The sequence below is a fragment of the Vibrio sp. D173a genome (genome assembly GCF_030248475.1).
On sequence record NZ_JAHGAH010000074.1, the window covers coordinates 21616 to 37415 of the forward strand.

The following is a 15800-nucleotide window of genomic DNA, read 5'->3' on the forward strand; positions in this document are numbered from 1 at the left end:
TAACTCTTAGCGGTGCGCTCTAAACCGTTTATTCATTCCATATTTATCCCTTGTTTTATTATCGGTGAGACTATAAAACACTCTTTCTTTAGTGATGGAAGCAGGAGGGGGAAGTTTGAGTTGGGTAGAGCAACACGGTTTTCCGTTTGAGCCAGTCGGGTATTGCTGCACAAAAACTTAACTTGTTGGTTAAATTGTCCGTCACGTTTGGGAAAACAGCCCGAACCAGAAGCGGTGGGAGCGTAAGTACGAGGTTTGATTTAAGCAGGAAGCGAGTTGAGGGATTCTGAGCTGCAAATGGTGCTGGAGTGAACAAATACGAAGCAAACAAAAAGGGATGCCGAAGCACCCCTTATTCTAGAGAAAAGAGTGGAAAATCTTATTCTGGTTGTACAAGTTCTTCGTATTGGAACTCAGGTACATGTACCACAACACGACGGTTCTGCTCGCGACCTTCGTGAGTGCTGTTGTCAGCAACTGGATCTTCTTCACCCATACCTGTAACCGTGAAACGGTCCGCATCGATACCTGCTGCGATTAGGTAATCTGCAACAGCTTGTGCACGGCGCTCAGACAGTTTTAGGTTGTAAGCTGCTGGACCAGAGCTATCCGTGTAACCTGTAATCTCAACTTGAGCTTGTGGGTATTCGTTCAAGAAGTTAACGAAGTTGTCTAGACGCTCAGATACTGAGTCAGTTAGTTTCGCACTGTCGAATTCAAATGTGCCTGAACCGTACTCTTCTTTGTGCGTCTTCGTTAATAAAACAGGCTCTTCTTCAAGAACCTCTTCTGTTACGATTGCAGCTACAACTGGCGCTGCCGCGAATTTGTAATTAACACCGATACCGAAGAAGTTTGCATCCATGTCATCTATCACATTATCAGACATACCTTGGTAACGTTGGTATTCACCACGAACGCTCCAGTTTCTGTCGATAGTGTACTCGGCACCTAATGAACCCGTTGGTACAAGGTCTTTCTCATCACCAGAAATCATGTAAGCGCCACCGATTTTCGCGAATAGGTTCCACGTATCGTTTAGATGCCAGTTAAATTTAGGTGCAAGAGTTAGTGCCCAAAGGTCGCCATCAATCGTATCAACTGTATTAGCCCCTGACTTGAAGTTAGCTTTGTAGTCACCTAAGTAATCAACGCCATACTCAAGACCAATGATATCGGTAAAATCGTAACCGATGTGCATTCCGGCACCGAAAGCATCATCATCACAAGGGCTGTTTAAATAGCAAGCATCATCTAAAGTAGTCATGCCCACTTTGCCCCCGATATACATTTCAGCTTGAGCAGAGTTAATTAAACCACCAGCTACCACTGCTGCTACTGCAATTGCTACTTTTTTCATAGTTTTTCCTTGTATTGATTGCATATTAATTTCTACTTTGTTTTAACAATTAGAGTAAAACTAGGTAGTTATAAAAAATTAGTTTAATATTCATTTAATTTAACATCAAGCAACATTATCTTAGAACTTGCTACAATTTTCGTCGCGAACTTCCTCACAAACTTCTGATATTTCTTACATTGTAGACAAGATTTTTAAACTTTTAAGAAAATAACTAATTTTATTGAACTTTTTTCGTAAACTTAAATGTACGCCGTGCTTTGAAATGAACATTAGTTGTTAATTTGCATTTTTTTAGAAAAGTGATTGCAAGTCTACTGTTAAGTCGATAAGTTACTTCCATCGACACAATTAAATGAGCCTACAGCCCTTGTTATTGCTTGCTTTGTGAACAATGTTGCACTGAGTAAAGTTGGGATAAAATAGTGGGCCAGGGATAGTAATTAGGAAGTAGAAGTAATGTTTCAAACTGATGATGTAAGAATTAACAAAGTAAAAGAGCTATTGCCACCTGTTGCAGTGCTCGAGAAATTTCCGGCAACCGAAACTGCTTCCACAACGACGTTTGAATGTCGCAACGCCATCCACAATATTCTTGAAGGCAAAGATGACCGCTTGCTGGTGATTGTTGGTCCGTGTTCTATTCACGATCCAGAAGCCGCGGTTGAGTATGGTAAGAAATTGAAAGTACTTCGCGATGAACTCGGTGAGCAACTAGAAGTAGTGATGCGCGTTTACTTTGAAAAACCGCGCACAACGGTAGGTTGGAAAGGCCTAATTAACGACCCGTACCTAAATGACACTTACAAGCTAAACGACGGTCTTCGTATTGGTCGTAAGCTGTTGCTTGACTTAACAGACATGGGCCTTCCTACTGCAAGCGAATTCCTAGATATGATCACGCCACAGTACGTAGCGGACCTTATTAGCTGGGGTGCTATCGGTGCACGTACGACTGAATCTCAGGTACACCGTGAGCTAGCGTCAGGTTTGTCTTGCCCAGTTGGCTTCAAAAACGGTACAGACGGCAACATCAAAATCGCGAGTGATGCAATCCGTTCAGCAAGCGCATCTCACCACTTCTTATCAGTTACTAAGTACGGTCACTCTGCGATTGTTGAAACGGCGGGTAACCCTGATTGTCATATCATCCTTCGTGGTGGTAAAGAGCCTAACTACAGTGCGTCTCATGTAGCGCAAATCAAAGACGAGCTAGACGCGGCGGGTCTACCGAAGAAAGTGATGATCGACTTTAGTCACGCTAACAGCTCTAAGCAGTTCAAACGTCAGATGTTGGTGTCTGATGACGTATCAGAGCAGATCTCTGGCGGCGAAGATGCTATTTTTGGCGTGATGATCGAATCTCATCTTGTTGAAGATCGTCAGGACTTAGTTGACGGTAAGGCAGCAACTTACGGGCAATCCATTACTGATGCATGTATCGGTTGGGAAGATACTGAAACCGTTCTACGTCAGCTATCGGATGCAGTAAAAGCACGTCGCGCTAAGTAAACATAAGCGTTTCTAATCTTTCAAAAGCCAGCAGTTCGCTGGCTTTTTTAATATCCCAGCAATATGAAAATTCACCTGTTGCACATATTCGATGTGTTTTAGTTTTAAATCCGTTATGGTGTCTAAATAGGTTAAAAAAGACTCAAGGAGTGAGATGAATCGAAACGTCTGGCTACTATCGCTTTGCCAAGCTTTATTGATGACAGGGAACATACTGCTGATTTCCGTTATTGCGTTGATCGGAAAACAAATTGCGCCCTCATCCAGTATGATCACTCTCCCTGTGGCGCTGCAGTTTCTTGGTTTGATGTCAGCGACCATTCCTGCCTTTTGTACTATCGGTAATGGGAATATTTTTTATCAAAGCAAATAATAATTCTGAATCGCAAGTTGCATAGTCAGCTCTCAAGTTTTATAAGACCCAGTTATTTAGGCTGGCTCTTTTTTTGTCTGTCAGCTCACACCTCGTAACATTGTTGGTTAATTATTGTTATCTACGTAAGTTTTTTAGCCTTGAAATGTCGCATCAGTAAGGTTTTTTCTCTAGCATTTTGTAATAAATATAACAATCGTGTATATATCCTGTCGCAATTTAATAATAACTACAGAAGCCTCATCTATGTCAGCCTTAACTTCCAATAAAGCTCAAGAAACTCTCGTAGGAGATTCTGACGAACTGGTCTCCACTACCGATCTCAAAGGTGTTATCACTTATTGCAATGATGCATTTTGCAGAATCGCTGAATACAGTCACGATGAATTGCTCGGACAAAACCACAATGTCGTACGCCATGGTGACATGCCTAAAGCGGCATTCGGTGATATGTGGACTCGTCTAAAACAAGGCAAAGCGTGGCGCGGAATTGTAAAAAATAGCACGAAGTCGGGTGGATATTACTGGGTGGATGCTTATGTAACGCCCATTTATGAAGGCCACCAAGTTGTGGGATATCAGTCGGTTCGTGTAAAGCCAAAGCGAGAGTGGGTGGACATTGCTTCTCAAGCATATCAGGGCTTATTGAAGGCTGAAAAATCTGGCCGTGCTTGGACCTTGAAACTGAGTGATACGTTGCGTTATGCGATTCTACTTGGTGCGCTTGCGGCACCAACAGCTGGCTTCGCTTTTTCACTTGAAGGACCTTTGGCTTGGCTTGCGACATTGCTCCCGGCTGGGGTGCTCGCAATGTTGTTCCGCCAAGAGCTTATTGATACACCACTGCAATTTAAAAAGCTGCAAACCCAATACGATAGCGTGAGTCGTTTAGTGTATTCAGGTAATAAACCGTTCTCGATTGCAGATTTTCATATAAAGATGCTCTCTGCTCGTATTCGTACTGTCCTTGGACGTATGACAGATTCAGCTGTGCCATTACAAAACTGTGCTGAAGAGTTGAGTCACACAACGGCAGAAGTCTTGTCTGCACTGACTCAGCAAAACAACGATATTCACGAGGTTCGTGACGCGGCCGATTCAATGGAAGCATCTGCCAATTCAGTATCATCTAGTTCTCATGAAGCCCATGTATTGATTGATGACACTTTGAAATCTTGTTTGATGGCGAAAGACACGATTGATCAAACTCATACTAACCTAGCGCAGCTTAGTTTACAGGCGGAGAAAGCCACAGAGACGACTTATCAACTGAGTGATCAAGCGCAGAAGGTAAGTCAATTAATGGAGGAGATAGGTGGTATTGCCGATCAAACGAATCTGCTAGCGCTTAATGCAGCAATTGAAGCAGCACGAGCGGGTGAACAAGGTCGCGGCTTCGCTGTGGTTGCCGATGAAGTGAGAGCGCTATCTGGACGGACTTCGAATGCAACTGAGCAAATTAAAGCATCCATTGAAACCATGTTGATGACGATTCAGGGCTGGCAGAAAGACATTATCGCTAACAAAGATCAAACGGATACATGCTCACAAGTTGCAGAGCAAAGTGCGTTGCGTTTGTCGGAAGTAGAGCAGATGATGCAAACCATGAATGGGTTGATGGTGAATGTCGCGGATTCTGCCAATAAGCAACTGCAACTGTCTAGCAATGTGAATCAACACATTCATTCGATTGCTTCTACCGCAGAGCAGAACTTGGCCGCGACATATTCTGTAGAGCAAAACAGTAAGCAGTTAAAAGAGCAGGTTCAAGACTTCTACCGACTTGCGAATCAGTTTGAAGAGAAGTGATACGAACTAGAACTAGATCGTTGAATCATTGTTCAAAATGAACAGATAAAATAAAGCCCCGCTACAGAGAGCGGGGCTTTTCAGTTTTCAAATTCGCAATAGAGAAAACTGATAATTCTAAGCGATTAAGCTAGCAGTTCTTTTGCTGTGTTCACTACGTTTTCTACAGTGAAACCAAACATTTCGAACAGGTGGTCAGCTGGTGCAGACTCACCGAATGTTGTCATACCGATGATGCGACCGTCGAAGCCAACGTACTTGTACCAGAAGTCAGCAATGCCCGCTTCTACAGCGATACGTGCCGTTACGTCTGATGGCAGTACAGATTCACGGTAAGCCGCGTCTTGCTTGTCGAAAGTATCAGTAGCTGGCATTGAAACCACGCGTACTTGCTTACCTTCAGCCGTTAGTTGTTCTGCCGCTTTCACAGCTAGCTCAACTTCTGAACCAGTCGCGATAAGGATTAGCTCAGGTTTACCATCGCTGTCTTTCAGGATGTAGCCACCTTTTGCGATGTCTGCAACTTGCTCAGCAGTACGCTCTTGCTGTGCTAGGTTTTGACGAGAGAAGATAAGTGCAGATGGTGCATCTTTACGTTCAATCGCCAGTTTCCATGCTACTGCAGACTCAACTTGGTCACATGGACGCCACGTGCTCATGTTTGGAGTCAGGCGTAGAGACGCGATTTGCTCAACAGGTTGGTGAGTTGGGCCATCTTCGCCAAGACCGATAGAGTCGTGCGTGTAAACCTGGATGTTCTGAATCTTCATCAGAGCAGCCATACGCATAGCGTTACGTGCGTATTCCATGAACATTAGGAATGTTGCGCCGTAAGGAACAAAACCGCCGTGTAGCGCGATACCGTTCATGATCGCTGTCATACCAAATTCACGTACACCGTAGTGGATGTAGTTACCAGAGAAGTCGTTCGCTTCTAGAGACTTAGAACCAGACCACATAGTTAGGTTAGAAGGCGCTAGGTCAGCAGAGCCGCCCATGAATTCTGGAAGCATTTGACCAAACGCTTCTAGTGCGTTTTGAGATGCTTTACGTGATGCGATGTTTGCTGGGTTTGCTTGAAGGTCAGCAATGATTTGGTTTGCTTTCTCTTCCCACTCAGCTGGTAGGTCACCGTTTACGCGGCGTTTGAATTCAGCTGCCAGCTCAGGGTACGCTGCTTCATAAGCTGCAAATTTCTCGTCCCACGCAGCTTCCTTAGCTGCGCCTGCTTCTTTCGCTGACCACTCTGCGTAGACTTCCTGCGGAATTTCAAAAGGACCGTGCTCCCAACCTAGTTCTTTACGTGTCGCTGCAATTTCTTCAGCACCTAGTGGCGCACCGTGACAGTCGTGTGAACCAGATTTGTTTGGAGAACCAAAACCGATGATAGTTTTAGTACAGATAAGTGTAGGGCGTGGATCTGCTTTTGCCGCTTCGATTGCTGCGTTGATCGCTTCAGAGTCGTGACCATCCACAGCAGGGATTACGTGCCAGCCGTAAGATTCAAAACGCTTAGGTGTATCGTCAGAGAACCAACCTTCAACGTGACCATCGATAGAGATACCGTTGTCATCCCAGAATGCGATCAGTTTGCCAAGGCCTAGTGTACCAGCAAGAGAACAAGCCTCGTGCGAGATACCTTCCATTAGACAGCCGTCACCCATGAACACGTAAGTGAAGTGGTCAACGATGTCGTGGCCTTCTTTGTTGAACTGAGCCGCTAGTGCTTTCTCAGCCATTGCCATACCAACAGCGTTAGTGATGCCTTGACCTAGAGGACCCGTTGTTGTTTCGATACCAGGTGCGTAGCCGTACTCTGGGTGACCAGGAGTCTTAGAGTGAAGCTGACGGAAGTTTTTAAGATCGTCGATAGATAGCTCGTAGCCTGCAAGGTGCAGTAGAGAATAGATAAGCATAGAGCCGTGGCCGTTAGACAGTACGAAACGGTCGCGGTCAGCCCACTCTGGGTTTGATGGGTTGTGGTTTAGGTGAGAACGCCAAAGAACTTCAGCGATGTCAGCCATACCCATAGGTGCACCTGGGTGACCAGAGTTAGCTTGTTGAACACCGTCCATGCTCAGTGCACGGATTGCATTAGCTAGATACTTTCGTGTTAGAAGAGAGCGATCCATAGTAGTTACTTCTCGATATTTGATTTAAATAGAGGGAACTCGTCGGAACAAGTTCAAATAGAATTTTTTGAATAAAGCGCTGATGCTAAAAGCGAGTAGGCTGGCTACTCGCTTTTGGTAAGCAATTAAAGCTTAGCTGCGATCATGTCTTCTAGTTTGCCTTGGTCAACCGCGAAGTTACGGATACCTTCAGCTACTTTCTCAACAGCCATTGCGTCTAGGTTGTGCTCCCATAGGAACTCAGCGTGAGACATTGGAGCTGGACGCTCTTTAGAACCTTTAGAATCAACCAGCTTCTCTACAACTTCGCCTTCAGCCGCTTCTAGCTCAGCAAGAAGAGCAGGAGCGATAGTTAGACGGTCACAGCCAGCAAGTTCTAGGATCTCGCCGATGTTACGGAAGCTTGCGCCCATAACAACTGTGTTGTAACCGTAGTCTTTGTAGTAGTTGTAGATGTCTGTTACTGAGATTACACCTGGATCTTCTGAAGCTTCAAAGTCACGACCTTCTTTCGCTTTGTACCAGTCCATGATGCGGCCAACGAATGGCGAGATTAGGAAAACGCCTGCTTCAGCACATGCACGAGCTTGCGCGAAAGAGAATAGAAGCGTTAGGTTACAGTTGATGCCTTCTTTCTCTAGGATCTCTGCAGCGCGGATACCTTCCCAAGTAGAAGCCAGTTTGATTAGGATGCGGTCGTTAGTGATGCCTGCGTCGTTGTACATTTTTACAAGCTGGCGAGCTTTAGCAACGCTGCCTTCTGTATCGTAAGAAAGACGAGCATCTACTTCTGTAGATATACGGCCAGGGATAGTTTTTAGGATCTCTTTACCGATGTTTACTGCAAGCATGTCACAAGTGTCTTGTACTTGTTGTGCTTTGTCGTTGCTTTGTGCTTTTGCGTATTCGATAGAAGCGTCGATTAGAGGTGCGTACTCTTCGATTTGAGCCGCTTTTAGGATAAGAGATGGGTTCGTTGTTGCATCTTCAGGTTGGTACTTTTTGATTGCGTCAATTTCACCAGTGTCCGCTACTACAGTTGTTAGTTTACGAAGTTGCTCTAACTTGTTGCTCATAATCGATCATCCTATATAAATGGGCTTAAGTGTGGTTTTGAGTACCACAGCTTGTGCATTTGCAAGCGTGTCGGCTAATCGTCTCATCATATTTAACGAGACATCTGCTCAGCCAACTACGGAAAATTTCGGTACCGAACATTTGCTATGAACATTTGATCGGTAGCTGAGTAAATGATGAATCCATATTTATCCTATCCATGCTGAAAGTCAATCGCCGAAACCGACTTTAAGTGATGTTCATCAACGTTTTTTTGCTGTGTGTTCAGAGCATGGCCGAAATAAACGTTTGCCCTTATTGTTCAAGGCTTGAGCAGTGCTGACATTAATAAAATTACGTAGTGAGAAAATGTCATTGCAGTGAGCAAATGTCGCAGTAAAATTGGAAGGTAACATATGCTAAGTCAATGAGCGGATGCTCACTAATGCATACAATGTCGATCCTCTAAAAGGGCGAGAAAAACATGAGCAGTTCTAATCAAGACATTTCTATTGAAAGCACAGATTTACTAACTGAGATCTCCGTTGCCTATTATCAAGACGGTACGACCCAAGAAGAGATCTCGAAAAAGTTTTCCATATCGCGGGCCAAAGTAGGGCGAATGCTGAAGCAGGCTCGTGATGAAGGCATTGTAGAGATTACCGTAAAATATCACCCTGTGTTTAGCGCCAAGATAGAGCAGCGCCTCATCGAACGCTTTGGTGTGAAACGAGCGTTGGTCGCTTTGGATCAACTTAATGAAGAAGCGCAGCGTCTCCAAGTGTCTGGTTTGGTCTCTAACTACCTGACCAGTACTTTAAAGAACGGCATGGTCGTGACGGTAGGGCAAGGGCGTAACGTTTCTTCTGTGGCTCACCATATTGGTGTTATCACTCCGCGTGATTGTAAGTTTGTGTGCGGTATTGGCGGGATTCACCCTCGTGGCGGTATGTACAATGCGGACCACATTTGCCGACAATTCGCCAAGAAATACGGCGGTACATCGGAAACCCTGTATGCCCCTGCCTACGCTGAAAACCGAGAGCAAAAGGTGGCCTTTATGCAAAACGCCACGGTTAAACAGACTCTGGACTTGGCGCGCAAGGCGGATGTCGCTCTTGTTGGTATCGGTGATATGAGTGAAAACAGCTACATGGTTGACCTTGGCTGGTTTACTCCAGATGAAGTGGTGCAATCCCGTTTGATGCAAGGCGTCGTAGGGGACTTTGCGGGTTATGACTTCTTTGACATCCACGGCGATGTAGCAAACACAGTAATGAGTGACCGAGTCATCGGCTTAGGTATTGAAGAGTTTCGTCCAATTGCAGAAGTGATTGCGATTGCGGCAGAAAACAGTAAACCATTGGCGCTACTTGGGGCCTTAAGAACTGGCGCGATAGATGTTATTGCAACCAGCGTTAGTAATGCACTGACGGTTCTTAACTTGGATGAGCAGATGCACGGCAACAGTACATCAGAGGTTTAGCACAAATAATATGCAAACTATGTAATCAGGCTGCGAGGATTTATAAATGACTCGCAGCCTGATTTCGTTTCCAAGTTAAAAATAATCCTCAGGGGTAATTTGTAGTTGATTACTCTGGAGGAAATTATGAAAAAGACACTTCTCGCAGCTGCATTATTTACGGGGCTTACAGGTATTGCACAAGCTGAGCAAAAAGTCGTGGCGGGCTATTTTGCCGATTGGCAGTACGCAAATGCAGACAATCCATACACGGTTAAAGATATTCCGGCTGATAACCTGACTCACATTATCTACGCATTTTTAAGTATGTGTGGTCCTCATACTGGTGCTTCGGAAAATATTCAAAAGCTGGTTGCAAAGCACTGTGAAGGCAAAGAACCGTACACGGCGATTTTGGTTGATACCGAGGCGGCACTTGAAAAAGACTTTGGTCCGGTCTCTGTAGACGTTCCATATAAAGGGCACTTCGCCCAATTGGCCGAACTTAAGAAGCAACATCCTGATCTAAAAATTCTTCCTTCTTTTGGCGGTTGGACCATGTCTGAACCTTTCCACGCTATGGCTAAAAACCAACAAGCAATGGATCAGTTCTCTAAAACGGCGGTCTACTTGATTACAAAGTACGATTTCTTTGACGGCATTGACTTGGACTGGGAATATCCTGGTGGTGGTGGTTTGACTACGTCTCCTTGGAATCCAGATACCAAGCTGACAGATGAGCAAAAAGCATTAGAGCGTGATGCCTTCACTTACTTAGTTAAAACCATGCGTGGTGATCTAGATGCGTTAGCGAAAAAGACCAAGCGCGATTACGAACTTTCAACAGCGGTGGGTGTTGGTCCAAAAGCGGCGGGCATCGATTGGAAAGCGGCGCAGCCTTACCTAACCAACATGTTTGTGATGACTTACGACTTCCTTGGTGGTTGGGGACAGCAGACAGGGCATATGACTAACCTACATGCGACTGACCGCAGTTGGTGGGGGATGGGCGCAGATGTGTTCATTAATCAAATGATTGAGTTGGGCATTCCGAGTGAAAAGCTAGTGATTGGTGCGGCGTTTTATGGTCGCGGTTGGCAAGGAACTAAAGATTTTGCCGATGGTTTGCCAACTCAAGACTTATTGTCAGAGAAAGGCGCGCAGTTTGGTACTGGTGAGAATGGCTACTTCATGTTCTGGGATCTGATGAAGAACTATAGTGCGAAACAAGGATATGAGTATAAATATGATGAGCAAGCTCAAGCGCCATACTTATGGAACCCAGACAAGAAGGTGTTTATCTCATTTGAAGATCAGCGCTCTATCAAAGCCAAAGCAGACTGGGCGAAACAATCTAACTTGGGTGGAATCTTTACATGGGAACTGTCAGGAGACCCGAAAGGAGAGTTAGTCGAAGTGATGTATAAGGAAATGCAGAACTAGTCTCTGCTCCTTATACTATAACTACGTAAATCAAGCCGTCGTTATTGTTCGACGGCTTTTTCGTTGTGGTTCTCTTCAGCAAAGCTAACCAACTGTTCGAAAGGGAGTGGTTTGGAATAGAAGTAGCCTTGAATCAAATCACACCCACAAGCAGTAAGTTGATCACGTTGATGGCGAGTTTCCACACCTTCAGCAAGCACCTTCATCCCAAAGTTTTTACCAATCGCAATGATGTTTTGCACCATGTTCAGTGCTTTTTCATCGTTCTCAATGTTATCGACAAAGCTCTTATCGATTTTGACTTCATCAATTGGTAACGCTTTAAGCATCGAAAGGGAAGAGTAGCCAGTACCGAAGTCATCCAGAGAGAGCTTAAAGCCTAGCGAATGTAGACGTTGGCAAATTGGAGCAAATTTTTCGAGGTCCTCGATGAACAGGTTCTCAGTAATTTCCAGTGTGATGCGACTGTGTTCCACCTTATGTCTATCAATCATGGCCACCAGATCCTCAATGAAGTTGACTTGGATAAATTGTTTGACCGAGATATTAATCGACATCTGGATAGACTGTTTTACACGCCCTGTTAAACGTGCCATATCGACGAAACTTTTCTCTATGATTAACTCGCCGAGTCTTACCATCAAACCTGAGCTCTCGGCGACCGGAATGAACTCGTTTGGCGGTACAAATCCAAGCTCTTCATCCTGCCAGCGAACAAGCGCCTCAACGCCATAGATTTCACCATCTCTGTTCAACTGTGGCTGATACACCAAAAACAAACTTTGCCTTTCGATAGCGAGTCTTAAACGTTGCTCTATCTTCATCTTATGGAGGTGCTTCTCTTGCATTTGTTGGTCGAAAATACTGTAAGCGTTACGATCCTTTTTGGCTTGATACATGGCGATATCCGCTGAGCGAAGTAGCGCATCCAAACTTTTGCCATGCGAAGGATAGAGTGCAACACCGACGCTAGAACTGAGAAGGAACTGGTTTTCGTGAACTATGTAAGGTTCGGATAGGTAATGAATAAGATCGCTTGCTAGCGTCCTTACTACGCTGTCGTCTGTTTGATTGACAAGTAAGATGAATTCATCGCTCGCTTCTCTAACAATCAATCGGTCTTCACTGTCGAAACTCTTCAAGCGCAGCGCTATTTGCTTGAGCACTTCGTCACCAAATTCATGGCCATGTGTGTCGTTTACTGATTTGAAGTTATCGATATCAATGAACATCAAAGCAAATGGATCTGAAGTTTCATTCAGCCATCTTGTGATGTGTGCTCTCAGATATTCACGGTTAGGCAGTAGTGTTAAATGATCATGATGCGCCTGATAAAGCAGTTTTTGTCGCGTTGCGAGCTCGTTATTCGCAATTGAGCGAACCAGTGCATAGAAACCTGCTTGGATAAAAAGAAAAACGATGGAATAGAGAGCAAACTGATCGAAGAAGCCACGTTGGATGTAGCGTAGATCGGTTGAAGAGGAAGCCCAAAGTTTGTAATCAGGTAAATACTTAAGTGTCACCAGTTGATTGATTCTTGGGTCATCGGCAACAATGTTTACCGCACTTGATAAGCTCTTTACGGTATCGCGGCTCCAGTCGTACTTTTTCTCGACTTGCTCAAAGACAATCGCTTTTATCTGTCCATCTGCAGGGAGCGTATAGCTGAATAGATTAGATTGCTCCGCGGAGGTAAAAGTAAGGTAACCGTCTTCACGAACTAATGATACGCGATTGTGTTTATTGGCATGCACGTCGTTTCTGAACACTAAGGAGGAGTTCATGTTAAACCCCGCTGTCATTACTGCTATTACGTCCCCATTCTTATTTCGAATTGCCTTTCGGATAGGGATCACTAATGAATCGAGTGCGGGCATGAAATAGGTTCTGCCAACCACCATGTGTTGGGCTTGAAGTGCAGCTTCGAATGTCCCTTTGGTTTGAGGATCTTGCCTTAGGTTTTGTAGTTTTTGTAAATCCAGATTAGAGCTGATGGCCAGATAATCCCCCTCAGGGTTAGTCAGGCCAAAAGCGGCGATAACAGGGTGGATATCCATCAAATCATCAAGCAAGGGACGCATTTGAAGGGAAGCCGTTCGAGTGAAGTCGTTTTGCTCTATCAGTTGGTGCCCAACTACTTCCAACAGTGTTTCTTGTCCTTTGAACAAAGACTCGACGGAGGAGGCAAACAGCTCTAATTGTAAGAGCTGCTTATCTTTGTACTTATCGAGAGTTGCTTCGTAATGATAATGACCAAACAGAGAGAACAAACCCACACTTATCGCAAACAGCGTCATGTAGAGCGTCCAAATGTTCTTCTTTATGCCGATCATATCGTTTTACTGCTCCTGATCTTAACGCTCGATAGGTAGAGAATGGTCTGCACCCCATTCGGTCCAAGAACCGTCGTACACCGACAGGTTGTCCAGACCAATTTGATACGCCGCAAGTAACAAAATGCATGCGGTTACACCGGAGCCACAACTAAAAATGATTGAATTATCACTATCTATTGTTAGTGAGCTAAATATCTGTTGCAACTCTGAATTCGGTTTAATGTGACCGTTGGTCAAGAATTCTTGAAACGGTAAGCAAACCGAATTTGGAATATGCCCACTGCGTAGCCCTTCTCGTGGTTCTGGCACTTCACCAAGGAAACGAGCTTTGGCTCTTGCATCGATGATGTTTGCACTTTGGTTATTCGAATGAGCAAGTACAGCTTGGGCGCTCAAAAACGCTTCTTGGTTGAGCTTGCCTGAAAAGTTACCTTTTCCGCTTGGTTGCGATAAAGCACTCGTAACAGGAAGCCCAGTTTTAATCCAAGTGGGAAGACCGCCGTTCAGAACTCGAACATTCTCATGACTCATTGCTTTGAACATCCACCATGCTCTTGGTGCGGCAAGTGTCCCTGAGTTGTCGTATACCACGATCAAATCTTCGTTGTTCAAACCGAGCTGTTGCGCGCTTTGGTTAAAGCCTTCTTCTGTTGGCATCATATGTGGCAGAGATGAATCAGGTAAGCAAAAATCGTTGTCGTAATCAAAGCGTAGGGAATTAGGAAGCCACTTATCTTTAACTTTTTCGGCTTCTGAAGGGATTTGAAACGCAATACTCGCGTCGAGGAGTTTGACGTTAGGTTGGCCGAGTAGGCTATTAAGTTCTTCAGTACTGATCAGTGCTTGCATCGTCTTTTGTTTCCTCAAAGTAGTATGGCGCCTTAAATAACTGTGAAGAGTAAGCTTATTCACAGCTTAAAAACGTGAGCGGTTGCTCGAAGAGTGAATCTGTTGGTTGGCTGAATGTTGCCAATGCACCTTTAGGGCAATGGGTGGAAACTGGTACAGCGACGCGTTTGATTTCTGATTCTTCAGATTCAATCGTTAGATAACGTCTTTGACCATCGAGTGATTGCGTTAACGTATTTGAAATGACGGTTGCGGTGATGGTCTTTGTTTCATCAGAAGGTGTAAGCCACAGAGCCAGACATAATGCGACGATGGCAGCAACAAAGACCAAAATGAAGGTTTTCGGATTGTCCAACGTATTTTCCCGTCAAATGAGTATCCCTACTGTTTTACAACAAAAAAATCGCATGTTCAAAAGAACGATGCGATTTTGAAGTAAAAGAGTGAGGAATTATATTGGAAGGTCGTTTTCTAGACCTTACTCCTATTTGGCTACATGACCCAAAAACTGTCACCAGAAGTAATGACTTTCTGGATTGGGGCGCTGCCATCATAGAACCAAATTTCAACAAGCAGGCGGCCTTGGCTATCAGAGACGTTAAAGTCAATGTTCGCTGTACCTTTATCGAGTGGGACAGAAGCAACTTTGCTTGGGTATTTTGCGAAGGCGCTGGGGGGCTGTTATCTCCTATGGAATGTAGCATTTATTTGGTGCTGAAGCGGTGTGCCAGTCAGTGCTTCGTTCGCCAGCAGATTCTGCCCAAGTTTGGAATTGAGGATAAGCGTCCACCATATCGACACGCTCAAGAGGCCAATTCCAATCCTCTACTATCAATAGCGCCCATGGTAAGTTGTTGGCGGTTTTGAAGTACTTACCTTGTGCAGGGTCACTTGCATCAACGCCTACGCCGAAGAGGTTTTGGTCGTCAAATTGTTCTGTTGGTGCCTGGTCAGCTAAGTGTACTTCCCACTTGCGACCTGGTTGGAACGTAATGCCATCGCCATGGTAGGTCCCCGGAGTTGCAAAGATAAACGGGTCGTATGGCATAGCTTGAATGGCTGAGCGGTCAGAATCTTCGGTGAAGTAGACATTCAGAGTAAAGGGAAGTGAAACGCTGTCATCACAACCAGACTCGGTTCTGAAATAGCTACAGCTGCTTGCGGCGTGCGTGCTCAAGTCTTCACTGATGATGAAAATCGCTTCGTTAGAAATACTTTCCAAACCGTTTGATGCTTGTTCCACACCATTGAAGGATAGGGTAGTGATCTGCTCCAGCCAGACTGGAAACTTCATTAAGCGACATTTTGTTGTTCAAAGTTAACTGGGCTTAGATATCCAAGAGCACTGTGCCTTCTCGTCCGATTATAATCAACCTCTATGTATTCGAAAATCGCTTGGCGCATCTCGTCTCGCATCATGATCGGCTCATATTGGAGCGCTTCAACTTTCATTGAATGGAAGAAG

General features: G+C 44.8%; 11 protein-coding genes and 2 pseudogenes. 5 read left to right on the forward strand and 8 right to left on the reverse strand.

Annotated elements, in window-relative coordinates; all coding sequences use genetic code 11:
* Nucleotides 1–379: 379 nt before the first annotated feature.
* Nucleotides 380–1360 (reverse strand): OmpA family protein, encoded by a 981-nt coding sequence (locus tag KIV40_RS08730; protein ID WP_010647147.1) that lies wholly within the window; start codon nucleotides 1358–1360, stop codon nucleotides 380–382.
* Nucleotides 1361–1819: 459 nt separating this feature from the next.
* On the opposite strand from KIV40_RS08730, the gene aroG reads away from it, so the two are divergent.
* The 3 genes and pseudogenes from aroG (at nucleotide 1820) to KIV40_RS08745 (ending at nucleotide 5054) form a co-directional block, all read left to right on the forward strand.
* Nucleotides 1820–2872 (forward strand): 3-deoxy-7-phosphoheptulonate synthase AroG, encoded by a 1053-nt coding sequence (gene aroG, locus KIV40_RS08735; protein ID WP_012129738.1) that lies wholly within the window; start codon nucleotides 1820–1822, stop codon nucleotides 2870–2872.
* Nucleotides 2873–3026: 154 nt separating this feature from the next.
* Nucleotides 3027–3200, forward strand: a pseudogene (locus tag KIV40_RS08740) (MFS transporter); the annotation flags it as partial.
* A gap of 291 nt (nucleotides 3201–3491) precedes the next feature.
* Entirely contained in the window at nucleotides 3492–5054 is a 1563-nt protein-coding gene (locus KIV40_RS08745; protein WP_012129736.1) for a methyl-accepting chemotaxis protein, read from the forward strand.
* 125 nt (nucleotides 5055–5179) lie between these two features.
* On the opposite strand, the gene tkt is transcribed toward KIV40_RS08745, so the two are convergent.
* Nucleotides 5180–7186: a transketolase gene (gene tkt, locus KIV40_RS08750; RefSeq protein WP_285348715.1), complete on the reverse strand. Its 2007-nt coding sequence runs from the start codon at nucleotides 7184–7186 to the stop codon at nucleotides 5180–5182.
* 125 nt (nucleotides 7187–7311) lie between these two features.
* Nucleotides 7312–8262, reverse strand: coding sequence for a transaldolase (gene tal / locus KIV40_RS08755; RefSeq protein ID WP_005425862.1), 951 nt, complete (start codon nucleotides 8260–8262; stop codon nucleotides 7312–7314).
* 464 nt (nucleotides 8263–8726) lie between these two features.
* On the opposite strand from tal, the gene KIV40_RS08760 reads away from it, so the two are divergent.
* Together KIV40_RS08760 and KIV40_RS08765 are read left to right on the forward strand one after the other, a co-directional pair.
* Entirely contained in the window at nucleotides 8727–9728 is a 1002-nt protein-coding gene (locus tag KIV40_RS08760) for a sugar-binding transcriptional regulator (protein ID WP_285348716.1), read from the forward strand.
* 126 nt (nucleotides 9729–9854) lie between these two features.
* Entirely contained in the window at nucleotides 9855–11150 is a 1296-nt protein-coding gene (locus KIV40_RS08765) for a glycoside hydrolase family 18 protein (protein ID WP_285348718.1), read from the forward strand.
* 41 nt (nucleotides 11151–11191) lie between these two features.
* Here the strand turns inward: KIV40_RS08765 and KIV40_RS08770 are convergent, their stop codons facing one another.
* The 5 genes and pseudogenes from KIV40_RS08770 to KIV40_RS08790 all read right to left on the reverse strand — a co-directional run.
* On the reverse strand, nucleotides 11192–13483 hold the full coding sequence (locus KIV40_RS08770; protein WP_285348719.1) for an EAL domain-containing protein: 2292 nt from the start codon (nucleotides 13481–13483) through the stop codon (nucleotides 11192–11194).
* A gap of 21 nt (nucleotides 13484–13504) precedes the next feature.
* Entirely contained in the window at nucleotides 13505–14335 is an 831-nt protein-coding gene (locus KIV40_RS08775; protein ID WP_285348721.1) for a sulfurtransferase, read from the reverse strand.
* Nucleotides 14336–14390: 55 nt separating this feature from the next.
* A complete protein-coding gene (locus KIV40_RS08780; RefSeq protein ID WP_285348723.1) occupies nucleotides 14391–14690 on the reverse strand; it encodes a hypothetical protein in 300 nt (99 codons plus the stop codon).
* Nucleotides 14691–15023: 333 nt separating this feature from the next.
* Nucleotides 15024–15602, reverse strand: a pseudogene (locus tag KIV40_RS08785) (LruC domain-containing protein); the annotation flags it as partial.
* Nucleotides 15603–15628: 26 nt separating this feature from the next.
* On the reverse strand, nucleotides 15629–15800 hold a 172-nt coding region (locus tag KIV40_RS08790), incomplete at its 5' end, for an IS3 family transposase (RefSeq protein ID WP_285348727.1).